Genomic DNA, 22586 nt, shown 5'->3' with positions numbered 1-22586 from the left:
TAAAAAGTTTGGTAATACCAAGGACATCCGCTCATTTCCGCAGAGTGGATTCGTTGGCCGAAAGCGATTCAAAGCGCTTTCCTTGATCACGCTCTCGTCATATATTCCGCCCCGTCTGATGGGCTAATCCAAGGCATTCCAGCCACGACACCGCGCGTCGGCCGATTACCGGCCGTACCGGCGATCGTGGCGTGGGCTTATGGGAGGACCGCGGTGACCAACCCGCTGATCATTGAGTACCTTCCGATCCTGGTGTTCCTGCTGATCGGTATCGCGCTGGCCGTGGTGATGGTTGGCGCGTCTTACGTCATCAGCCCGAAGAATCCGGATTCGGAGAAGCTCTCCCCGTACGAGTGCGGCTTCGAGCCGTTCGAGGATGCCCGCACGAAGTTCGACGTGCGGTTCTACCTGGTCTCCATCCTGTTCATCATCTTCGACCTCGAGGTCGCCTTCCTGTTCCCGTGGGCCGTGGCGCTCGGGGACATCGGCCTTTTCGGCTTCTGGTCGATGATCGTGTTCCTTGGGATTCTGACCATCGGCTTCATCTATGAGTGGAAGAAAGGAGCTCTGGAATGGGAGTAGAGGCTGCCAAGCTGGCGCCGATTCCGCCCGGACCGGAACAGGACGCCTATCTCCGCGCGGTCACCGAGGAGATCCAGGAGAAGGGTTTCATCACGGCGAAGTACGAGGACGTGCTCGCCTGGGCCCGCACCGGTTCCCTGTGGCCGATGACCTTCGGTCTGGCCTGCTGCGCGGTGGAGATGATCCACGCCTACATGAGCCGGTACGACCTGGACCGTTTCGGCGTCATTCCGCGCCCCAGCCCGCGCCAGTCCGACTGCATGATCGTGGCCGGTACGCTGACCAACAAGATGGCCCCCGCGCTGCGCAAGGTCTATGACCAGATGCCGGAACCGCGCTGGGTGATCTCGATGGGCTCCTGCGCCAACGGCGGCGGCTACTATCACTATTCCTACTCGGTGGTGCGCGGCTGCGACCGGATCGTTCCGGTCGATATTTACGTGCCGGGCTGTCCTCCGACCGCGGAAGCGCTGGTCTACGGCATTCTGCAACTCCAGAAGAAGATCCGGCGCGGCAACCGCATCGCTCGCTGAATAAGAAAAAGGCAGGTCCTGGCCATGTCCGAACAGGCGTTGAAGGAACTTGGGGACCATATCGCCGCGACGCTCGGCGATGACGTCCTGAAGGTCGAGCTGAAGCTTGGCGAGCTGATGGTGACCGTCCGCCGGCCCTCGCTCATCAAGTCGCTCACCTTCCTGCGTGACGATCCGACCTGCTCGTTCGAGCAGCTGCTCGACGTCACCGCTGTGGATTGGCCGGAGCGGGAGGAACGCTTCGAGGTCGTCTACATCCTTTTGAGCTACAAGCACAATCGGCGCCTCCGTGTGAAGGTCACGACCGACGAGGACACCCCGGTGGCCTCGGTCGTGCCGGTGTACAACGCGGCCGGCTGGTTCGAGCGTGAAACCTGGGACATGTTCGGGATCTTCTTCTCCGACCATCCGGACCTGCGCCGCATCCTGACCGATTACGGCTTCGAAGGTCACCCGTTGCGCAAGGACTTCCCGATGACGGGTTATGTCGAGTGCCGCTACGACGAGGACCAGAAGCGCGTCGTCTACGAACCCGTCCGCCTGACGCAGGATTTCCGCAGCTTCGACTTCCTGTCGCCCTGGGAAGGCATGACGAACGTGATGCTGCCCGGCGACGAGAAGGCCCAGGCCCCTGACACCGGGAGCAAGCCGTGACCATCGCCACGTCCGCACACCCCGCCGCCGGCCAGTCCGGCGGCAAGACCCAGATCAAGCCCTACACCATGAACTTCGGGCCGCAGCACCCTGCGGCCCACGGCGTGTTGCGTCTGGTGATGGAGCTGAACGGCGAAGTCGTCGAGCGCTGCGACCCGCACATCGGCCTGCTGCACCGCGGCACCGAGAAGCTGATCGAGTACAAGACCTACCTGCAGGCCGTTCCGTATTTCGACCGCCTGGACTACGTCAGCCCGATGTGCATGGAGCACGCCTATGTGCTCGGCATCGAGAACCTGCTGCAGATCAAGGCGCCGCTGCGCGCCCAGTACATCCGCGTCCTCTTCTCCGAGATCACGCGCATCCTGAACCACATCCTGTCGATCACCACCGGCGCGCTCGACGTCGGCGCGATCACGCCGGCGCTGTGGGGCTTCGAGGAACGCGAGATCCTCATGGAGTTCTACGAGCGTGTGTGCGGTGCGCGCCTGCATGCGAACTACTTCCGTCCCGGCGGCGTCGCCTGGGATCTGCCCGCTGGCCTGACCGACGACATCTGGGAGTTCACGGAGCGCTTCCCGAAGTTTGTTGACGACATTGACAATCTGCTGACGAACAATCGCATTTTCAAGCAGCGGACCGTCGACATCGGCGTCGTCACCAAGGAAGAGGCGTTCAACTGGGGCTTCACCGGCCCGATGCTGCGCGGTTCGGGCGTCGCCTGGGACCTGCGCAAGTCGCAGCCCTATGAAGTCTACGACCGTATGGACTTTGACGTCCCGGTCGGCCTGACCGGCGACTGCTGGGCGCGCTACCTCGTCCGCATGGAGGAGATGCGCCAGTCCAACCGCATGATCCGCCAGTGCCTGAAGGAGCTTCCCGAAGGCCCGGTGCGCGCGGAGGACCGCAAGGTCTCCCCGCCGCCGCGCGGCGAGATGAAGCGGTCGATGGAAGCGCTGATCCATCACTTCAAGCTCTTCACCGAAGGCTTCCACGTCCCGGCGGGCGAAACCTACACCGCCATCGAGGCGCCGAAGGGCGAGTTCGGCGTGTATCTGGTGTCGGACGGCACGAACAAGCCGTACCGCTGCAAGATCCGCGCGCCAGGCTTCGCCCACCTGCAGGGCCTCGACTTCATGTCGAAGGGCCACATGCTGGCCGACGCGGTGGCCAACATCGCGTCCATGGACATCGTGTTCGGAGAAATTGACCGATGAGCGCCCCGGCTCACGACCCGGCCAAGGAGCCGGCCTCCTTCGCCTTCACTCCGGAAAATCTGGAACGGGCGAAGGCCATCATCGCGAAGTACCCGGCGGGCAAGCAGGCCAGCGCCTGCATGCCGCTGCTCGATCTGGCCCAGCGCCAGAGCGACGGCTGGCTGCCGCGCGTCGCCATGGACGCCGTCGCCGACCTGCTCGGCATGCCGCGCATCCGCGTGTACGAGGTCGCGACCTTTTACACGATGTACAACAAGACCCCGGTTGGTAAGCACGTCATCCAGGTCTGCACGACCACGCCGTGCTGGCTGCGCGGGTCCGACGACATCGTGCACACCTGCGAGCGCAAGCTGGGAATCGGCGTCGGCGAGACGACGGCCGACGGCCAGTTCACGCTGCGCGAGGTCGAGTGTTCGGGCGCCTGCGTCAACGCGCCGGTGGTCCAGATCGGCGACGACTATTACGAAGACGTCAGCTCGGAACACATGGAAACGATCATCGACGCCCTCAAGGGCGGCGAGGTTCCCAAGCACGGCTCGCAGATCGGCCGGCAGTCCTCCGAACCGGTGGGCGGCCCGACGACTCTGAAGGCCTTCACCACCACGGCCGATTGAGGGGGATGCGATGCTTCGCGACGAGGACCGCATTTTCACCAACCTGTACGGCTACCAGAGCTTCGGCCTGAACGCCGCCCGGAAGCGTGGTGACTGGGACAACACCAAGGCCCTGATCGCCCAGGGCAAGGAATGGATCATCGAGCAGGTCAAGGAATCCGGCCTGCGCGGGCGCGGCGGCGCCGGCTTCTCCACCGGCATGAAGTGGTCCTTCATGCCGAAGAATGTGACGGACAAGCCGGTCTACCTCGTCATCAACGCCGACGAGGGCGAGCCGGGCACCTGCAAGGACCGCGACATCCTGCGCCACGATCCGCACAAGCTGATCGAGGGCTGCCTGATCGCCGGTTTCGCCATCGGCGCGTCGGCCTGCTACATCTACATCCGCGGCGAGTTCTACAACGAGGGCTCCAACGTCCAGCGCGCCATCGACGAGGCGTACGAGGCGGGGCTGATCGGCAAGAACGCCTGCGGCACCGGCTACGACTACGACATCTTCATCCACCGCGGCGCCGGCGCGTACATCTGCGGCGAGGAGACGGCGCTCATCGAGTCCATCGAGGGCAAGAAGGGCCAGCCGCGCAACAAGCCGCCGTTCCCCGCCCAGGCCGGTCTCTATTCCTGCCCGACCACGGTGAACAACGTCGAATCCATCGCGGTGGTTCCGACCATCCTGCGCCGTGGCGCCGCGTGGTTCGCCGGTCTCGGCCGTCCGAAGAACACCGGCACCAAGCTCTTCTGCATCTCCGGGCACGTCAACAAGCCGTGCAACGTGGAAGAGGAGATGGGCATCCCGCTGAAGGAGCTGATCGAGAAGCACGCCGGCGGCGTGCGCGGCGGTTGGGACAACCTGCTGGCGATCATCCCCGGCGGTTCGTCGGTGCCGCTGCTGCCGAAGTCGATCTGCGACACGGTCCTGATGGACTTCGACAGCCTGCGCGACGTGCGCTCGGGCCTGGGCACCGCGGCGGTGATCGTGATGGACAAGTCCACCGACGTGGTGAAGGCCATCGCCCGCCTGTCCCAGTTCTACGCCCATGAGAGCTGCGGCCAGTGCACGCCGTGCCGCGAGGGCACCGGCTGGATGAACCGCATCATGCAGCGTATGGTGACCGGCAACGCGCGCGTCGAGGAAATCGACATGCTGCTGGAGGTCACCAAGCAGATCGAGGGGCACACCATCTGCGCGCTCGGCGATGCCGCGGCCTGGCCGATCCAGGGCCTGTTCCGGCATTTCCGGCCGGAGGTCGAGCGCCGCATCCTCGACTACCGCAACGCCGCCAAGTCCTTGGCGGCCGAGTAAGGAGCCCGGTTTCCCATGCCGAAACTCACCATCGACGGGATCGAGATCGAAGTCGAGCCGGGCACCTCGATCCTGCAGGCCTGCGAACAGCTGGGCATCGAGATCCCGCGCTTCTGCTACCACGAGCGTCTGAGCGTGCCGGCGAACTGCCGCATGTGCCTCGTGGAGATGGAGCGCGCGCCGAAGCCGGTGGCCGCCTGCGCCATGCCCTGCGGCGACGGGATGGTCGTCAAGACCAACACCGAGCTCGTGCACAAGGCCCGCAAGGGCGTCATGGAATTCCTGCTGATCAACCACCCGCTGGACTGTCCGATCTGCGACCAGGGCGGCGAGTGCGATCTCCAGGACCAGGCGATGGCCTACGGTTTCGACCGTGGCCGCTACGGCGAGAACAAGCGCGCCGTTCAGGACAAGTACATGGGGCCGCTGATCCGGACCGAGATGACGCGCTGCATCCACTGCACGCGCTGCATCCGCTTCGTGAACGAGATCGCCGGCGTTCCCGACCTCGGCGCGGTGAACCGCGGCGAGCACATGGAGATCACCACCTTCGTCGAGAAGGCCATCGGGTCGGAGCTGTCGGGCAACCTCGCCGACGTCTGTCCGGTGGGCGCCCTGCTGTCCAAGCCCTACGCCTTCACGGCCCGTCCGTGGGAGCTGCGCAAGACCGAGACGGTCGACGTGCTGGACGCGGTCGGCTCGAACATCCGCGTCGACACCCGCGGGCCCGAGGTGATGCGCGTCCTGCCGCGCGTCAACGAGGACGTCAACGAGGAGTGGATCGCCGACAAGACCCGCTTCGCCTATGACGGGCTGAAGCGCCAGCGTCTCGACCGCCCCTACGTCCGCAAGGACGGCAAGCTCCAGCCGGCGACCTGGGCCGAGGCCTTCCAGGCCATCGCCGCCAAGGTCAAGGGTGTCCCGGGCAACCGCATCGCCGCCATCGCGGGCGATCTGGCCGACACCGAGTCCATGCTGGCGCTCAAGGAGCTGATGGCCGGCCTCGGCTCGGCCAACATCGACTGCCGCCAGGACGGCGCCCTGTTCGACACGTCGTCCCGCGCCGGCTACCTGTTCAACAGCGGCATCGCCGGGATCGAGCGGGCGGACGTCATCCTGCTGGTCGGCACCAACCCGCGTTGGGAAGCCACCATCGTCAACGCCCGCATCCGCAAGCGCTACCTGATGGGCGGCCTGAAGGTCGCGGTGATCGGCGAGGCCCGCGAGCTGACCTATCCGTACAGCCATCTCGGCACGGGCTCCGACGCCCTGCAGCAGCTCGTCGACGGCACGCACGCCTTCGCCGACGTGCTGCGCGGCGCCAAGAACCCGATGGTCATCCTCGGCGCCGGCGCCTTCCGCCGCAAGGACGGCGCCGCCGTTCAGGCCGCGGTGCGCAAGCTGGCCGAGACCTTCAACATGGTTCAGGACGGCTGGAACGGCTTCAACGTGCTTCACACGGCGGCGTCCCGCGTCGGCGGCCTCGACATCGGCTTCCTGCCGGGCGAGGGCGGTCGCGGCACCGCCGGCATCGTCGAGGGGGCAGGGAAGGGCGAGATCGACGTGGTGTACCTGCTGGGCGCCGACGAGATCGACACCGCCGCCCTCGGCAACGCCTTCGTGGTCTACCAGGGTCACCACGGCGACAAGGGCGCCCACCGCGCCGACGTCATCCTGCCGGGTGCCGCCTACACCGAGAAGAACGCCCTCTACGTCAACACCGAGGGCCGCCCGCAGCAGGCGCGTCTCGCCACCTTCCCGCCCGGCGAGGCGCGGGAGGATTGGAAGATCCTGCGCGCCCTGTCGGAACAGCTCGGCCACAAGCTGCCCTACGACAGCCTGGCGCAGATCCGGCGCCGTCTGGCCGAGATCAACCCGGTCTTCGCGGCGGTCGGCACGGTCACGCCGGCCCCCTGGGCGCTGTTCGGCGCGGAGGGCGCGCTCGACGCGGCCCCGTTCCAGTCGCCGGTCGCGAACTACTACATGACCGACCCGATCAGCCGCGCCTCGGTGACCATGGCTCGCTGCGCCGAGACGTTCGTGAAGCCCGCCGTGAAGCCCGCCGAGAGCGCTCAGGAGAGGACCGGTACCCATGGCTGAGTTCTGGAGCGGCTTCCTGCTGCCGCTGATCATCATCGTCCTCAAGATCCTGGCGATCGTCGTGCCGCTCCTGGTGGCCGTGGCCTTCATGACCTACGCCGAGCGTAAGATCATGGGCGCCATGCAGCTCCGCCAGGGTCCGAACATCGTCGGCCCGTTCGGGCTTCTGCAGCCTTTCGCGGACGGCCTGAAGCTGTTCGCGAAGGAGCAGATCCTGCCGGTCGGCGCGAACCGCTTCGTGTTCTATCTGGCGCCGATGCTGACCTTCTTCCTGGCGCTGGTCGCCTGGGCGGTCATTCCCTTCGACTACGGCATGGTGCTGGCCGACATCAACGTCGGCATCCTGTACCTGTTCGCGATCTCGTCGCTGGGCGTGTACGGCATCGTGATGGCCGGCTGGGCGTCGAACTCGCGCTACGCCTTCCTCGGCGCGCTGCGCTCGGCGGCGCAGATGGTGTCCTACGAGGTCTCGATGGGCCTCGTCATCATCTCCGTCCTGCTCTGCGTCGGCTCGCTGAACCTGACGAAGATCGTCGAGGCGCAGGAGACGATCTGGTTCGCCATCCCGCTGCTGCCGATGTTTGTCATCTTCTTCATCTCGGCGCTGGCGGAAACCAACCGGTCCCCCTTCGACCTGCCGGAAGGCGAGTCGGAGCTGGTCGCCGGCTTCATGGTGGAATACAGCTCGGCCCCCTTCGCGCTCTTCTTCCTTGGCGAATACGCCAACATGATCCTGATGAGCGCGATGACCAGCATCCTGTTCCTGGGAGGCTGGCTGCCGCCGCTGCCGTTCGCGCCCTTCACGTGGATCCCCGGCCCGATCTGGTTCGCCCTGAAGATTGCCTTCTGCCTGTTCGTCTATGTGTGGGTCCGCGCGACCATGCCGCGCTACCGCTACGACCAGCTGATGCGCCTGGGGTGGAAGGTGTTCCTGCCGTTCTCGCTGCTGTGGGTCGTGCTGACGGCCGGCGTGCTGGTGACGTTCGGCTGGCTGCCCAAGTGACCGGCGCCTGAACGGACCATCGGATCGAGTTTCAAAGAGAAAGCGCGGGCGTCACCCGGAAGGGGCGCCCGCTAGGAAGGAGACGAAGAGGCCATGGCGTTCCTCGATCGTGCGGCGCGCAGCCTGTTCCTGACCGAACTGTTGGGCGGCCTCGGGCTCACCCTGCGCTACATGTTCAAGCCCAAGGTGACCCTGAACTACCCGTTCGAAAAGGGCCCCATCAGCCCCCGCTTCCGCGGCGAGCATGTCCTGCGCCGGTATCCCGGCGGCGAGGAACGTTGCATCGCCTGCAAGCTGTGCGAGGCGGTGTGTCCGGCCCTGGCCATCACCATCGAGGCCGAACCGCGTGAGGACGGCAGCCGCCGCACCACGCGCTACGACATCGACATGACGAAGTGTATCTACTGCGGCTATTGCCAGGAGGCTTGCCCGGTGGACGCCATCGTGATGGGTCCGAACTTCGAGTTCTCCACCGAGAACCGTGAAGAGCTTTTCTACAACAAGCAGAAGCTGCTGGCGAACGGCGACCGCTGGGAAGCGGAAATCGCCCAGAACCTCGCGGCCGAGGCGCCGTACCGGTAAGTCGTTGCAGTGCGGTAAGCGGAAACGGGGATAACGATGATTGTTCAAGGCATCGCCTTCTACGTCTTTGCCGCGCTGCTGGTGGCCTCCGGTGTGATGGTCATCTCGGCGCGGAATCCGGTTCATTCGGTCCTTTATCTGGTCCTGGCCTTTTTCCAGGCCGCCGGCCTGTGCGTGCTGCTCGGGGCCGAGTTCATCGCGATGATCCTGGTGATCGTCTATGTGGGTGCGGTCGCGGTGCTGTTCCTGTTCGTGGTGATGATGCTCGACATCAACTTCCGCGAGCTGCGGGCGGGCGCGCTTCAGTACCTGCCGATCGGCGGTCTGATCGGCCTCATCCTGCTGGCCGAGCTGGCTGCCGTGCTCGGCGGCTGGATCATCGCGCCGGCGGCGGAGAAGGCCGCCTCGGCTCCGGTCGCGGCGATGGCCGGTGCGACCAACACCGAGCAGCTCGGCCAGCTGATCTACACCCACTACGTCTATCTGTTCCAGGCGTCGGGCCTCGTGCTGCTGATCGCCATGATCGGCGCCATCGTCCTGACCCTGCGTCAGCGCGAGGGTGTCCGGAAGCAGAACATCGGCTCCCAGCTCGCCCGTCGGCGCGAGGACGTGGTCGCCATCCGCAAGGTGCCGACCGGGGAGGGCGTGTGATCATGGAAATCGGTCTCGGGCATTATCTGACGGTCTCGGCCATCATCTTCACGCTCGGTGTCCTCGGCATCTTCCTCAACCGGAAGAACGTCATCATCATCCTGATGTCGATCGAGATGATGCTGCTCGCCGTGAACCTGAATCTGGTGTCGTTCTCGGTCTTCCTGAACGATCTGGTCGGGCAGGTCTTCTCCATGATCATCCTGACCGTCGCCGCCGCCGAGGCGGCCATCGGTCTCGCCATCCTGGTGGTGTACTTCCGCAACCGCGGCTCCATCCGGGTCGAAGACATCAATCTGATGAGGGGCTAAGGCAGCGCCATGGAAGTCCTTGTCGTATTCCTCCCGCTCCTGGCGTTCCTCGTCGCGGGTTCCATCGCCCTGTTCGGCGGGCCGAAGGCGGAGCCGGCGCACGCCGGCGGCCACGATCACCATGGGCATGACCACGGTCATGGCCACGACGCCCATGCGCATGACGCGCACGCTCACGACGAGCATCACGAAGACGGCCACGACGACCATCACGTCGTCGCCGGGCCGCCCACCGTGGGCGACCGCGCCGCGCAGTTCGTCACCACCGGTGCCGTCCTGCTCTCCGCGATCCTGTCCTGGGTGCTGTTCTTCGACGTCGCCGTCGGCGGGCATCCGCGCACGATCGAGCTGATGAGCTGGATGCGCAGCGGTGGCCTGGACGTGTCGTGGGCGCTGCGCGTCGACCAGCTCACCGCGGTCATGCTGGTGGTGGTCAACACCGTGTCGTCGATGGTCCACCTCTACTCCATCGGCTACATGGCCGAGGACCCGCAGAAGCCGCGCTTCATGGGCTACCTGTCGCTGTTCACCTTCGCCATGCTCATGCTGGTGACGGCCGACAACCTCGTGCAGCTCTTCTTCGGCTGGGAAGGCGTCGGTCTCGCCTCCTACCTGCTCATCAACTTCTGGTACGAGAAGCCCTCGGCCAACAACGCGGCGATCAAGGCGTTCCTGGTCAACCGCGTCGGCGACTTCGGCTTCGTGCTCGGCATCTTCGCGATCTTCGTGCTGACGGGCTCCGTCCAGTTCGATGCGATCTTCGCCAAGGCGCCGGAACTGGTCGGCCAGACGCTGCATTTCCTCAGCTGGAACATCGATGCGCTGACCGTCACCTGCCTGCTGCTCTTCATCGGCGCCATGGGCAAGTCGGCCCAGCTCGGCCTTCACACCTGGCTGCCGGACGCGATGGAAGGCCCGACCCCGGTGTCGGCGCTCATCCACGCGGCCACCATGGTGACCGCCGGCGTGTTCATGGTCTGCCGCCTGTCCCCGGTCTTCGAATACGCCCCGACGGCGCTGGAGATCGTGGCCGTGGTCGGCGCCCTGACGGCCTTCGTCGCGGCGACCATCGGCTTCACCCAGTTCGACATCAAGCGCGTCATCGCCTATTCGACCATGAGCCAGCTCGGCTACATGTTCTTCGCCGCGGGCGTCTCCGCCTACGGCGCCGCGATGTTCCACCTGTTCACGCACGCCTTCTTCAAGGCCCTGCTGTTCCTCGGCGCCGGCTCGGTGATCCACGCCCTGCATCACGAGCAGGACATGCGCAACATGGGCGGCGTCTGGCGGAAGATCCCCTTCACTTACGCGGTGATGTGGATCGGCAACCTCGCGCTCGCCGGTCTGCCCTTCTTCGCCGGCTACTACTCCAAGGACATGATCTTGGAGGCGGCCTTCGCCTCGGCCAGCCCGGTCGGCAAGTTCGCCTTCGCACTCGGCATCGCCGCGGCCCTGCTGACCGCCTTCTACTCCTGGCGCCTGCTGTTCATGACCTTCCACGGCAAGCCGCGGATGGAGAAGTCGGTCTTCGACCACGCCCATGAATCGCCGCTGGTCATGCTGATCCCACTGGCCGTCCTGGCGCTGGGCGCGCTGTTCGCCGGCTTTGGCTTCCACGAGCTGTTCATCGGTCACAGCATGGAGCATTTCTGGGGCAAGACCATCCTGGTGCTGGCGGACAACAACAGCATCGAGGCGGCCCACCACCACACCCCGGGCTGGGTTAAGCTGGCTCCGCTGGTCGTCGGCCTGATCGGCATCGCGCTCGCCTACATCATGTACATGGCGATGCCGGGCCTGCCGGAGAAGGTCGCGACCACGTTCCGTGGCGTGCACCAGTTCCTGTACAACAAGTGGTATTTCGACGAGCTGTACGACCGTCTGTTCGTGCGCTCGGCCAAGTATCTGGGCTACGGCCTGTGGAAATCCGGCGACGGCGCCGTGATCGACGGTGTCGGTCCGGACGGTATCGCCGCCGCCACCCGCGACGTCGCGGCGCGCGCCAGCCGCCTCCAGTCGGGCTACGTCTATCACTACGCCTTCGCGATGGTGATCGGCGTGGTGCTGCTGGTCGCCTGGCTCTCGGTGTTCGGTTGAGCGGTTTGAAGGGGAACAAGAACAATGGCTAGCTGGCCGCTCCTGTCGTTCACGACCTTCCTGCCGCTGGCCGGTGTGGCGCTGATCCTGCTCTTCTGCAGGGGCAACACGCCGGATGTGGTTCGGAACGTCCGTTACGTCGCGCTCTGGACGACGGTCATCACCTTCGTCCTGTCGCTGTTCATCTGGTTCAACTTCGACCCGCGCAACCCGGGCTACCAGCTCGTGGAGAAGGCGGAGTGGATTCCCGAATTCGGGATCTCCTACCACATGGGTGTGGACGGCATTTCGATGCTGTTCGTCATCCTCTCCACCTTCCTGATGCCGCTCTGCATCCTCTCTTCCTGGGAGGCGGTGCAGAACCGGGTGAAGGAGTACATGATCGCCTTCCTCGTGCTGGAAACCCTCATGGTGGGGATGTTCTGCGCGCTGGATTTCGTCCTCTTCTACATGTTCTTCGAGGGCGTGCTGATCCCGATGTTCCTGATCATCGGTGTCTGGGGCGGTGCGCGGCGCGTCTACGCGGCGTTCAAGTTCTTCCTCTACACGCTGCTCGGCTCGGTCCTGATGCTGCTGGCCATCCTGGCCATGTACTTCGCGGCCGGCACGACGGACATCCCGACGATCACGGCGACCCATTTCCCGCGCAACATGCAGCTCTGGCTGTGGCTGGCCTTCTTCGCGTCCTTCGCGGTGAAGGTGCCGATGTGGCCGGTCCACACCTGGCTTCCCGACGCCCACGTCGAGGCGCCGACCGCCGGGTCGGTCATCCTGGCCGGCGTGCTGCTGAAGATGGGCGGCTACGGCTTCCTGCGCTTCAACATCCCGATGCTGCCGGAGGCGACCGAGTATTTCGCTCCGATGGTCTACGCCCTGTCGATCGTCGCGGTGATCTACACCTCCCTCGTCGCCCTGGCGCAGGAGGACATGAAGAAGCTGATCGCCTACTCGTCCGTCGCCCACATGGGCTTCGTCACCATCGGTATGTTCGCGCTGAACCAGCAGGGCATCGAGGGCTCGATCTTCACGATGCTGTCGCACGGCATCGTCTCGGGCGCGCTTTTCCTCTGCGTCGGCGTCGTCTATGACCGGCTGCACACCCGCGAGATCGCCCGCTACGGCGGTCTGGTGAAGAACATGCCGAAATACGCGGTGGTCTTCCTGTTCATGACCATGGCCTCGGTCGGCCTGCCGGGCACCTCCGGCTTCGTCGGCGAGTTCCTGGTCCTGCTCGGCGCCTTCCGCGACAACACCTGGGTCGCCTTCCTGGCCGCCACCGGCCTGATCCTGGGTCCGGCTTACGCGCTGTGGCTGTTCCGCCGCGTCGTGTACGGCAAGCTGGTCAAGGCGGACGTCCGCGCGATGTTCGACCTGAACACCCGCGAGGTTGCCATCTTCCTGCCGCTGATCGTCGTGGTGCTGTGGATGGGCGTCTATCCGAACACCTTCCTGAACGTCACTTCGGCGTCGGTCGGGCAGCTGATCCAGACCTATCAGACCAAGCTGGCCGCCGCTCAGGGCGGGGCCGACGTCTCCGTCGCCGCGCGCTAGAGGTTCCGACATGACCGCTGTGTTTCCCGACATCTGGCCGGCCCTGCCGGAAATCTTCCTCGCCTGCGCCGGCATGGCCCTGCTGCTGATCGGCGTGTTCCGCGGCGACGGCTTCACGCGCCCCATCGGCTACATGACGATGGTGGCGCTGCTGCTGGCCGCCATATTGACCATGGGTTACGGCACCGGCCGGGTCGTCACCTTCAACGGCCTCTTCGTGATGGACGCCTTCGGCGTCTTCATGAAGGTGCTGATCCTCGTCGCCGCCTCGCTGTCGGTCCTCCTCGCGCTCGGCTTCAACGAGCGCGAGAAGATGGCCCGGTTCGAGTTCCCGGTGCTGATGCTCTTCGCCACGCTCGGCATGCTGATGATGGTGTCGGCCAACGACCTCATCTCCCTCTATGTCGGGCTGGAGACTCAGAGCCTCGCGCTCTACGTCATCGCCGCCTTCCGCCGCGACAGCGCCAAGTCCTCGGAAGCGGGCCTGAAGTACTTCGTGCTTGGCTCGCTCTCCTCGGGCATGCTGCTGTACGGCGCCTCGATGGTCTACGGCTTTGCCGGCACGACCTCCTTCGACAAGATCGCCGCCCTGTTCGCCGGCGGCGCGCATCCGTCGGTGGGCGTCATCATCGGTCTGGTCTTCGTCGCCGCCGGCCTGGCCTTCAAGATCTCCGCAGTTCCGTTCCACATGTGGACGCCGGACGTCTATGAGGGCGCGCCGACCCCGGTCACGGCCTTCTTCGCCGCCGCCCCGAAGGTCGCCGCCATCGCGCTGTTCACCCGCCTGCTGATCGAGCCGTTCGGTCATCTGGCTCACCAGTGGCAGCAGATCATCATCGTCAGCTCGATCCTCTCGATGTCGCTCGGCGCTTTCGCGGCGATCACCCAGAGCAACATCAAGCGGCTGATGGCCTACAGCTCGATCGGCCACGTCGGCTATGCCCTGGTCGGACTCGCGTCCGGCACCCAGGAAGGCGTGCGCGGCGTGCTGATCTACATGGCGGTCTACATCGTCATGAACATCGGCACCTTCGCGGTCATCCTGTGCATGAAGCAGCAGGGCCGCATGGTCGAGGAGATCAAGGACCTCGCCGGCCTGTCGCGCACCAACCCGCTGCTGGCGGGCGCGATGGCGGTGTTCATGTTCTCCATGGCGGGCATCCCGCCGATGGCCGGCTTCTTCAGCAAGCTCTACGTCTTCCTCGCCGCCATCGAGGCGCAGCTCTACACGCTGGCGGTGATCGGTGTGCTGACCAGCGTCGTGGGTGCCTACTACTATCTGCGCATCATCAAGATCATGTACTTCGATGAGCCGGTGGAGGCGTTCGACAAGATCGGCGACGACGGGATGACCGGCATCCTGATCGCCACCGGCCTGTTCACCCTGCTGTTCTTCGTGGTTCCGGCGCCGATCCTGAACTACGCGGCGGCGGCGGCGGCCTCGCTGTTCGCCGGATGACGGCAGGCAACGAAGCGGAGGCGGCGCGCTTGCGCCTGCCTCCGGGCTTCCGGGTGATGGCCTTCGACTCCGTCGGCAGCACGAACGACGAGGCGAAGGCCTTCGCGCGTTCAGGGGCTGCCGAGGGCACCATCGTCTGGGCCAAGCGGCAGGAGTCGGGCCGCGGCCGCCGCGGCCGGGTCTGGACCTCGCCGGAAGGCAATCTGTACAGTTCGACCATACTGCGTCCCTCGCGCCCGCCGGCCGAGGCGGCGCAGATTTCGTTTGTGGCGGCGCTCGCCATCGCCGACACCGCCGCCGCCGTCCTTCCCGATCCCGACGGCGTGCGCTGCAAATGGCCGAACGACGTGCTGGTGCATGGCCGCAAGCTGTCCGGCATCCTGCTCGAGTCGGAGGCGGCCGCCGGGGGAGGGGTCTCCTGGCTGGTGCTCGGCGTCGGCATCAACCTGCGGCATTTTCCCGATGGCACCGACTACGCGGCCACCTCGCTGGCGGCGGAGGGCGCCCCGGCGCTCCAGCCCGCGGTCCTGCTGGAAATCTATGCGGAGCAGTTGGCACGCTGGTACGGGGTGTGGGCGGAGCATGGCTTCGGCCCCGTGCGCGACGCCTGGCTGAAACGGGCGCGGGGTCTGGGTGAGCCCATCGTCGTCCGTCTGCCGGACCGAACGCTGACCGGTACCTTCGCCGATCTGGACAGCGACGGCGTTCTGTTGCTTGATCGGGAAGACGGGGCGGGGCGCCAGCGCATCGCCGCCGGAGACGTGTTTTTCCCACCCGCGGTGGAGACCTGAGAGATGCTGCTCGCCATCGACGCCGGAAACACCAACGTGGTGTTCGCGATCTATGAGGGCGACCAACAGCGCGGCCTGTGGCGCACGGCGACCGACAAGAAGCGCACCGCCGACGAATACATGGTGTGGGTGACCCACCTGATGGCGCTGAAGGGGCTGGGCCCGGCGGACATCGACAGCGCCATCATCGCCAGCGTGGTGCCCGGCGCCACCTTCAACCTGAAGCGCCTGTGCAAGGATCATTTCGGCTGCGAGCCGCTGGTGGTCGGCCAGCCGGGGGTCGATCTCGGCACGCGGGCGCTGGTGGACCGGCCCGACGAGGTCGGTGCCGACCGGCTGGTCAACACGGTGGCGGCGGCGGCCACCTACCGGACGCCGCTGATCGTCATCGACTTCGGCACGGCGACGACCTTCGACGTGGTCGACCGCGACGGCAACTACCGCGGCGGCGTCATCGCGCCCGGTCTGAACCTGTCGCTGGAGGCGCTGCAGATGGCGGCGAGCAAGTTGCCCCGCGTCGAGATCCAGCAGCCGGGCCACGTCATCGGGACCAACACCGTCGAGTGCATGCAGTCCGGCGTCTTCTGGGGCTATGTCGGCCTGATCGAAGGGCTGGTCACCCGCATCCGGGCGGAGTACGGCGAGCCGATGACGGTGGTCGCGACCGGAGGGCTGGGTGTGCTTTTCGCCAAGGCAACCCATGTAATCGAACACACCGACAGCGAACTCACGCTGCGCGGCCTCCTCCTGATCCACAAGCGCAACACGGCCCAATGACCCATCCCGACTCCGCTCCCTCCGTCCACCCGGTCGAGGGAGACGGCGACCTGTTCGCTCCCGAGGACGATGCGCTCTACTTCCTGCCGCTGGGCGGTTCGGGCGAGATCGGCATGAACCTCAACCTCTACGGCCATCGCGGCAAGTGGTTGATGGTGGATCTCGGCATCTCCTTCGCGGACGACACCATGCCGGGGTTGGACGTCATCATGCCCGACCCCGCCTTCATCGCGGAGCGCCGGCACGACCTTGTGGGCATCGTGGTGACGCACGCGCACGAGGATCACCTGGGGGCCATCCAGTATCTGTGGCCGCAGCTCCGCGTGCCCGTCTACTGCACGCCCTTCACCGCCGCCGTGCTGCGCGCCAAGCTGCACGAGCGCGGGCTGGCCGGGGTGGTGCCGGTCCACGAGGTGGCGCTGGGCAGCACCATCGAGGTCGGCCCCTTCTCCGTCGAGTATGTGACGGTCACCCATTCCATCCCCGAGCCGAACGCCCTGGCGATCCGCACCGCCGCCGGCACCGTGCTGCACACCGGCGATTGGAAGCTCGATCCCGAACCGCTGGTGGGGGAGGCGGCCGACGAGGAGCGGCTGCGCGCGATCGGCGATGAGGGAGTGCTGGCGCTGGTCGGCGACAGCACGAACGCTCTGGTGCCCGGCAGTTCCGGGTCGGAAGGCAGCGTGCGCAAGACGCTGACCGAGCTGATCGGGCAGTTTCCGGACGTGCGCGTCGCGGTGAGCTGCTTCGCCACCAACGTCGCGCGGCTGGAGAGCATCGCCCACGCGGCGGCGGCGCACGGGCGCCACGTCGCGTTGGTCGGGCGGTCGATGTGGCGGATCAACGAGGCCGCGCGCTCTAACGGCTACCTTGCCGACGTTCCTGCCTTTCTGACCGAGCATGACGCCAACTACGTGCCGCGCGACAAGCTGGTGCTGGTCTGCACCGGCAGCCAGGGGGAACCGCGCTCCGCGCTCGCCCGCATCGCGTCGGACGACCATCCCCAGGTGTCGCTGCAGCGCGGCGACGTGGTGGTCTTTTCCTCCCGCGAGATCCCGGGCAATGAACGGGCCATCGGCCGCATGCAGAACCTGCTGGTCGGGCAGGGCATCCGCATCGTCACCGCCGACGAGGCGCCGGTCCATGTGTCCGGCCATCCGGCGCAGGACGAGCTGGTCCGCATGTACCAATGGGTGCGCCCGCGCATCGCCCTGCCGGTCCACGGCGAGCAACGCCACCAGCTGGAACACGCGAAGCTTGCCCGCGCCTGCCAGGTGCCGGAGGCGCTGATCCCCGGCAACGGCGACCTGATCCGGCTGGCGCCCGACGCGCCGCCGCGGGTGGTGGCCCAGGTCCGCTCCGGCCGCATGGCGCTGGACGGCAAGCGCCTGATCCCGCTCGACACCGGGCTGATGCGGGCGCGCCACCGGATGGTCCACAACGGCGCCGCCGTCGTCACGCTGGTGATGAACGGCAAAGGCGAGCTGGTGACCGCGCCGCAGATCGCGGTGATGGGGCTGCTCGACGACTCGGCGGACCGCGACATGCTGCTCGACGTCGTGGATGCGGTGCGCGAGGCCGTCGCCGAGATGCCCAAATCGACCCGCGCCGACGACGAGCAGGTGCGCGCCGCCGCCCGCATCGCCGTCCGCCGCTGCTTCAACGCGACGCACGGCAAGAAGCCGGTGACGGACGTGCACCTCGTCCGTGTATAAGCGTTTCCGACTTTACGCCTTTCGGGAGGACCCATGATCGGGAAGCTGAACCACGTCGCCATCGTCGTGCCGGATCTGACGGCGGCGACCGCGCTCTACCGCGACACGCTGGGCGCCGCGGTGTCCCAGCCGGCGGACCTGCCGCCGCACGGCGTCACCGTCGTCTTCGTCGAGCTGCCCAACACCAAGATCGAGCTGCTCCATCCCTTCGGCGAGACATCGCCGATCGCCGGCTTCCTGGAAAAGAACCCGTCCGGCGGCATCCACCACATCTGCTACGAGGTGGACGACATCCTGGCCGCCCGCGACCGGATGAAGGCGCAGGGCGCCCGCGTTCTGGGCGACGGCGAGCCGAAGATCGGCGCCCACGACAAACCGGTTCTGTTCCTGCATCCCAAGGACTTCTGCGGGACCCTGGTCGAGCTGGAGCAGGCCTGAGACGGAGGGAGGCTGCGATGGGCTGGGTGACGGGCATCAGCGTCTATGTGGTCGTCTGGTGGGTGGTGCTGTTCGCGGTGCTGCCCTGGGGCGTGCGCACCCCGGCCCAGCCCGAGCCCGGCATGGCGAGCAGCGCGCCGGAGCGCCCGCGCATCCTCCTGAAATTCGCCGCCACGACCCTGGTCGCGGCGGTGGTCTGGCTGGTCATCTTCGGCATCGTGCAGTCGGACCTGATTTCCTTCCGCGAGATGGCCAAGCCGCACTGATCCCCCTCCCGGATGGAGCCTTCGCGTGAGCCTGACCTATTGCGACGCGGCGCCCGGCCACGCGCATCACGGCCCCTACCACGACACCGAGTACGGGTTCCCCAGCGCCGACGACCGGGTGCTGTTCGAACGGCTGGTTCTGGAGATCAACCAGGCGGGCCTGTCCTGGCTGACCATCTTGAAGAAGCGCGAGGCCTTTCGCGCCGCCTTCGACGGCTTCGACATCGACCGCGTCGCCGCCTATGGCGAGCCGGAGCGGGAACGGCTCCTCGCCGATCCGGGCATCATCCGCAACCGGCTGAAGATCGACGCCGCCATCGAGAACGCGCGGCGGATCATAGCCCTGCGCGGGACGCACGGGTCTTTCGACGGCTGGCTGCGCGCCCATCACCCCTTGAGCAAGGCGGACTGGGTCCGGCTGTTCAAGCGCACCTTCCGCTTCACCGGCGGCGAGATCACCGGGGAATTCCTGATGAGTCTCGGCTATCTGCCGGGCGCGCATCAGGCCCATTGCCCGGTCTGGCCCACGGTCGCCGCGCTCGATCCGCCCTGGATGGCCGCTGTTCGGCAGGGGTTCGCAGGATACGAAGCCCATAATTCGGGCATAATGCAGCCTATAACGTAATCAACCGCCCATGTATTGGGCAAAATTTGCGAATTCTTTGGTGACGACTTGGTGTATTCCAGATTCCGTCTTGTCATCGGGGGAGGTGGGGTTCAATGTACTTTGTGTGACGAGAGGGGGTTCTTCCCTCTTTTCCGACGCCTGGTGGCGATTCCTCCCTAAACTTCGGGCCGCGCCGCGATCGCCGCGCGGTCCTTTTTTCGTCCCGGTCGGCTCACGATGTCCGCGCCGACGTTCGTTCATAGGTGGACGGAGCGTTGTGCTTCGGTACAGAATGAATTAACCCTTTATCGGCTATAGCTGATCCACTGTGCAGGAAGCGGGCAAGCGTCCGTTCCGACTTTGGATTCAAGCGCGTCGGCATTCGCAGCCGGGCTTGCGACCGTCAGCGGGGAGAACGATGTCGAGGCGCCGATGACCGCGGGTGACAATGAGAAGTTCGAGCAGTTTGCGGCCATTCTGACCACCGAACTGCTCGACCGCACTCGCAAAAGTCTTGAACTGCTGACCCCCGAAGAGCAGCCGGCGGCCAAGCTCCCCTTTGCCCTGACCCCGTCCTTTCAGGAAATCTACGCCGAACTGGTGCGCGTCGGGATCTTCCCGGTCCTGCTCAGCCGCCGTCCGGTGCGGGCCATCGTCGGCGATGTGGATTGGCCGCGGGACGGGCGGGACTATCTGCTGACCGTGCTCGACGACCGCTCCAACGCCGTCTTCACCGCCTGGGACTACGCCTGGGACGCGCTGTGGGACGAGCGGAAGGTGGGGGCGGACAGCGGCGGGTCGGCGCCGGCCAAGAAGAAGGGATTCTTCGCCTCGCTGTTCGGGCGCAAGGCGGACAAGCCGGAAAGGAAGGCCAGCGAGCAGGGCGCGGAGGGCGATGTCATGGCCGGCCTCTACACCATGCTGAACGAGCAGGCGGAGCGCCGCGGCTACCTGCCGCTGTTCCATGACGATATCAAGGTGCTGAAGGGGCTGGTCCGCGTCAAGCCGGCGCGCATCTTCCAGGCCTGGAAGGAGATCAACCAATACCATCACCAGGAATTCTACCTGTCGGGCCAGGATCAGGCCAAGCCGGGGGTGACTTCGGACTGCCTGCAGAAATGGCACTACAATCTGCCGGACCGGATCGGCGAGTTCCTGGTGCTGAAGGCGGCCGTCGACATGGAATTCGTGAACAAGCCTTTCCTCGGCAAGTACATCCGCCAGTCGGCCCGCACCCAGGAGGAGGCCGAGAAGGGCATGCCCTATCTCGCGACCTACTGGAAGTCCATGAAGCAATCCGCCGCCGCCCAAGGCTGAGGTCCGCCATGATCCGCCGCTCCGTTCCCCTTCTCGTCGCGTTTCTGACGCTGTCCAATGGGGCCGCGGCGCAGCCGATCGACCTGTCCGCCTGCCGGTTCCTGACGGCCCACCGCCCGGCGCCGGGGGTGGAGCACACGCCGGGCGTGGACGTGAACGGCAAGGCGGTGGCTCCCGCCGACCTGCCGGGCTCGGCGGGGGCCGCGCCGCCGCTGGAGCGGTTCGACATCCCCGTGACCGTGGATTTCGCCCGCCGCATGGGCTTCCCAGTGCCGCAGGGCGCGGCCGCGCCGGGCGTCGAGGTCGGCTATCTGACTTGGTACGCCAACCGGCTCTACTTCAACGGCCAGCCCATCGGCGCGCCGAGCGAGACCGAGGTCTACGCCTATTGCCGCACCGTCCGTTAGGCCGGTCCACCCCCGGATGCACGCCGTGACGATGGACAAGCGCGCGGTGGCTTCCTAAAGTCCCTGTCCCTGTTGCGGCCCGGCGCACCGCCGGACGAATCCCCTCGAAACCGAGAGCAGAGCCATGCGGCTGTCCACCTTCTTCCTGCCGACCCTCAAGGAGACCCCGACCGAGGCGCAGATCGTCTCGCACCGCCTGATGCTGCGGGCCGGGATGATCCGCCAGACCAGCGCCGGCATCTACGCCTGGCTGCCGCTGGGCCATCGGGTCCTGAAGAAGATCGAGCAGATCGTCCGCGAGGAGCAGGACGCCGCCGGCGCCCAGGAACTGCTGATGCCGACCATCCAGTCGGCGGAGCTGTGGAAGGAAAGCGGCCGCTACGACGATTACGGCAAGGAGATGCTGCGCATCACCGACCGTCACGACCGCGAGATGCTGTTCGGTCCCACGAACGAGGAGATGATCACCGACATCTTCCGCGCCTTCGTGAAGAGCTACCGTCAGCTTCCGCTGAACCTCTACCACATCCAATGGAAGTTCCGGGACGAGATCCGCCCCCGCTTCGGCGTGATGCGCGGGCGCGAGTTCCTGATGAAGGACGCCTACAGCTTCGACATCGACGCGGCCAGCGCCCGGCGCTCCTACCAGAAGATGTTCCTGGCCTATCTGCGCACCTTCGCCCGCATGGGGCTGAAGGCGATCCCGATGCGCGCCGACACAGGCCCCATCGGCGGCGACCTGAGCCACGAGTTCATCATCCTGGCCGAGACCGGCGAGAGCGGTGTCTTCTGCCACAAGGACTGGCTGACCCTGGACGTGCTGCAGAACGCGCCGGGCTTCGAGGAGGATCTCCAGCCCTTCTTCGACACCTACACCTCGATCTACGCCGCCACCGACGAGAAGCACGAGCCCGGCAACTGCCCGGTTGCTGAGTCGGATCTGGTGTCGGCCCGCGGCATCGAGGTCGGCCACATCTTCAATTTCGGCACCAAGTACTCGAAGCCGATGAATGCCGTCGTCGCCGGTCCGGGCGGCGAGCCGGTTCCGGTCGAGATGGGCTCCTACGGCATCGGCGTGTCGCGTCTGATGGGCGCCATCATCGAGGCCAGCCACGACGACAACGGCATCATCTGGCCGGATGCCGTGGCGCCCTTCAACGTCGGGCTCGTCAACCTCAAGGTCGGCGACGCCGAGACCGACCGCGTCTGCCAGGAGCTGTATTACAAGCTCCGCGCCAACGGGATGGAGGTGCTGTACGACGACCGCGACGAGCGTCCGGGCGTGAAGTTCGCCGACATGGACCTGATCGGCCTGCCGTGGCAGCTCGTCGTCGGGCCGCGCGGCCTGAAGAACGGCGTGGTCGAGCTGAAGCGCCGCGCCACCGGCGAGAAGCAGGAGCTGTCGGTGGACAGCGCGCTGGAGAAGCTCTCGGCGTAACACCGTGGGGCAGGGGAGCGGGCGCTGTAATCAAAGTTCCGCGTTTTGCCATTTAGCCCTCTCCCCTCTGGGGAGAGGGTGGCCCGGAGGGCCGGTGAGGGGGTTGCGCTTGTGCCGAACGTGGCGCCGCGCGCAACCCCCTCACCCTAACCCTCTCCCCGGAGGGGAGAGGG

Annotated in this window: 23 protein-coding genes; all 23 read left to right on the top strand. The window is 66.1% G+C overall.

Translation table 11 applies throughout. The features are described from left to right. Nucleotides 1-213: 213 nt before the first annotated feature. The 23 genes from ACFPMG_RS10460 (at nucleotide 214) to proS (ending at nucleotide 22413) form a co-directional block, all read left to right on the top strand. Nucleotides 214-582: an NADH-quinone oxidoreductase subunit A gene (locus ACFPMG_RS10460; protein ID WP_014240120.1), complete on the top strand. Its 369-nt coding sequence runs from the start codon at nucleotides 214-216 to the stop codon at nucleotides 580-582. Further along, nucleotides 573-1115: a NuoB/complex I 20 kDa subunit family protein gene (locus ACFPMG_RS10455; protein WP_014240121.1), complete on the top strand. Its 543-nt coding sequence runs from the start codon at nucleotides 573-575 to the stop codon at nucleotides 1113-1115. The genes ACFPMG_RS10460 and ACFPMG_RS10455 overlap by 10 nt, the downstream gene beginning before the upstream one ends. A gap of 24 nt (nucleotides 1116-1139) precedes the next feature. Then, entirely contained in the window at nucleotides 1140-1769 is a 630-nt protein-coding gene (locus ACFPMG_RS10450; RefSeq protein ID WP_376995065.1) for an NADH-quinone oxidoreductase subunit C, read from the top strand. 68 nt (nucleotides 1770-1837) lie between these two features. Next, a complete protein-coding gene (locus tag ACFPMG_RS10445; RefSeq protein ID WP_376995078.1) occupies nucleotides 1838-2986 on the top strand; it encodes an NADH-quinone oxidoreductase subunit D in 1149 nt (382 codons plus the stop codon). Beyond that, the gene (gene nuoE, locus ACFPMG_RS10440; protein WP_376995064.1) at nucleotides 2983-3600 is read left to right on the top strand and encodes an NADH-quinone oxidoreductase subunit NuoE; all 618 of its coding nucleotides are present in this window, start codon (nucleotides 2983-2985) and stop codon (nucleotides 3598-3600) included. Before ACFPMG_RS10445 ends, nuoE begins: the two co-directional genes overlap by 4 nt. A 10-nt stretch (nucleotides 3601-3610) precedes the next feature. Further along, the gene (nuoF, locus tag ACFPMG_RS10435; protein WP_376995063.1) at nucleotides 3611-4903 is read left to right on the top strand and encodes an NADH-quinone oxidoreductase subunit NuoF; all 1293 of its coding nucleotides are present in this window, start codon (nucleotides 3611-3613) and stop codon (nucleotides 4901-4903) included. A 15-nt stretch (nucleotides 4904-4918) separates the two neighbouring features. Continuing rightward, nucleotides 4919-7003: an NADH-quinone oxidoreductase subunit NuoG gene (gene nuoG / locus ACFPMG_RS10430; protein WP_376995062.1), complete on the top strand. Its 2085-nt coding sequence runs from the start codon at nucleotides 4919-4921 to the stop codon at nucleotides 7001-7003. Further along, entirely contained in the window at nucleotides 6996-8006 is a 1011-nt protein-coding gene (gene nuoH, locus ACFPMG_RS10425; RefSeq protein ID WP_014240127.1) for an NADH-quinone oxidoreductase subunit NuoH, read from the top strand. Before nuoG ends, nuoH begins: the two co-directional genes overlap by 8 nt. 93 nt (nucleotides 8007-8099) lie before the next feature. Beyond that, nucleotides 8100-8588 carry an NADH-quinone oxidoreductase subunit NuoI gene (gene nuoI, locus ACFPMG_RS10420; RefSeq protein WP_014240128.1) on the top strand — a complete coding sequence of 163 codons (489 nt, stop codon included), beginning with the start codon at nucleotides 8100-8102 and terminating at the stop codon, nucleotides 8586-8588. Between the two features lie 36 nt (nucleotides 8589-8624). Further along, nucleotides 8625-9239 carry an NADH-quinone oxidoreductase subunit J gene (locus ACFPMG_RS10415; RefSeq protein ID WP_014240129.1) on the top strand — a complete coding sequence of 205 codons (615 nt, stop codon included), beginning with the start codon at nucleotides 8625-8627 and terminating at the stop codon, nucleotides 9237-9239. 2 nt (nucleotides 9240-9241) lie between these two features. After that, nucleotides 9242-9550 carry an NADH-quinone oxidoreductase subunit NuoK gene (gene nuoK, locus ACFPMG_RS10410; protein ID WP_014240130.1) on the top strand — a complete coding sequence of 103 codons (309 nt, stop codon included), beginning with the start codon at nucleotides 9242-9244 and terminating at the stop codon, nucleotides 9548-9550. Nucleotides 9551-9559: 9 nt separating this feature from the next. Further along, on the top strand, nucleotides 9560-11647 hold the full coding sequence (gene nuoL, locus ACFPMG_RS10405) for an NADH-quinone oxidoreductase subunit L (protein WP_376995061.1): 2088 nt from the start codon (nucleotides 9560-9562) through the stop codon (nucleotides 11645-11647). Between the two features lie 24 nt (nucleotides 11648-11671). After that, nucleotides 11672-13198: an NADH-quinone oxidoreductase subunit M gene (locus ACFPMG_RS10400; protein ID WP_376995060.1), complete on the top strand. Its 1527-nt coding sequence runs from the start codon at nucleotides 11672-11674 to the stop codon at nucleotides 13196-13198. 10 nt (nucleotides 13199-13208) lie between these two features. Then, nucleotides 13209-14657: an NADH-quinone oxidoreductase subunit NuoN gene (nuoN, locus tag ACFPMG_RS10395; RefSeq protein ID WP_094306017.1), complete on the top strand. Its 1449-nt coding sequence runs from the start codon at nucleotides 13209-13211 to the stop codon at nucleotides 14655-14657. After that, nucleotides 14654-15448, top strand: a complete 795-nt coding sequence (locus ACFPMG_RS10390; RefSeq protein ID WP_376995059.1) for a biotin--[acetyl-CoA-carboxylase] ligase — start codon at nucleotides 14654-14656, stop codon at nucleotides 15446-15448. Before nuoN ends, ACFPMG_RS10390 begins: the two co-directional genes overlap by 4 nt. 3 nt (nucleotides 15449-15451) lie before the next feature. Further along, complete coding sequence (locus ACFPMG_RS10385) at nucleotides 15452-16225, top strand: type III pantothenate kinase (RefSeq protein WP_376995058.1); 774 nt, start codon at nucleotides 15452-15454, stop codon at nucleotides 16223-16225. Further along, a complete protein-coding gene (locus ACFPMG_RS10380; RefSeq protein WP_376995056.1) occupies nucleotides 16222-17940 on the top strand; it encodes a ribonuclease J in 1719 nt (572 codons plus the stop codon). The genes ACFPMG_RS10385 and ACFPMG_RS10380 overlap by 4 nt, the downstream gene beginning before the upstream one ends. A 33-nt stretch (nucleotides 17941-17973) precedes the next feature. Beyond that, entirely contained in the window at nucleotides 17974-18378 is a 405-nt protein-coding gene (gene mce / locus ACFPMG_RS10375) for a methylmalonyl-CoA epimerase (RefSeq protein ID WP_376995055.1), read from the top strand. A 17-nt stretch (nucleotides 18379-18395) separates the two neighbouring features. Further along, nucleotides 18396-18644, top strand: coding sequence for a DUF1467 family protein (locus ACFPMG_RS10370; RefSeq protein WP_014240138.1), 249 nt, complete (start codon nucleotides 18396-18398; stop codon nucleotides 18642-18644). A 25-nt stretch (nucleotides 18645-18669) separates the two neighbouring features. After that, nucleotides 18670-19269 (top strand): DNA-3-methyladenine glycosylase I, encoded by a 600-nt coding sequence (locus ACFPMG_RS10365; RefSeq protein ID WP_376995054.1) that lies wholly within the window; start codon nucleotides 18670-18672, stop codon nucleotides 19267-19269. Nucleotides 19270-19683: 414 nt separating this feature from the next. Next, nucleotides 19684-20568 carry a hypothetical protein gene (locus ACFPMG_RS10360; RefSeq protein ID WP_376995053.1) on the top strand — a complete coding sequence of 295 codons (885 nt, stop codon included), beginning with the start codon at nucleotides 19684-19686 and terminating at the stop codon, nucleotides 20566-20568. Between the two features lie 8 nt (nucleotides 20569-20576). Next, nucleotides 20577-20975, top strand: coding sequence for a hypothetical protein (locus tag ACFPMG_RS10355; RefSeq protein WP_376995052.1), 399 nt, complete (start codon nucleotides 20577-20579; stop codon nucleotides 20973-20975). Between the two features lie 124 nt (nucleotides 20976-21099). Beyond that, the gene (gene proS / locus ACFPMG_RS10350; RefSeq protein ID WP_376995050.1) at nucleotides 21100-22413 is read left to right on the top strand and encodes a proline--tRNA ligase; all 1314 of its coding nucleotides are present in this window, start codon (nucleotides 21100-21102) and stop codon (nucleotides 22411-22413) included. Nucleotides 22414-22586: the final 173 nt, after the last annotated feature.

The sequence above is a fragment of the Azospirillum himalayense genome, from assembly GCF_042657465.1.
Taxonomy (GTDB): domain Bacteria; phylum Pseudomonadota; class Alphaproteobacteria; order Azospirillales; family Azospirillaceae; genus Azospirillum; species Azospirillum himalayense.
The sequence above is the reverse complement of the archived record's forward strand: the minus strand, read 5'-3'. Positions and strand labels throughout refer to the sequence as shown.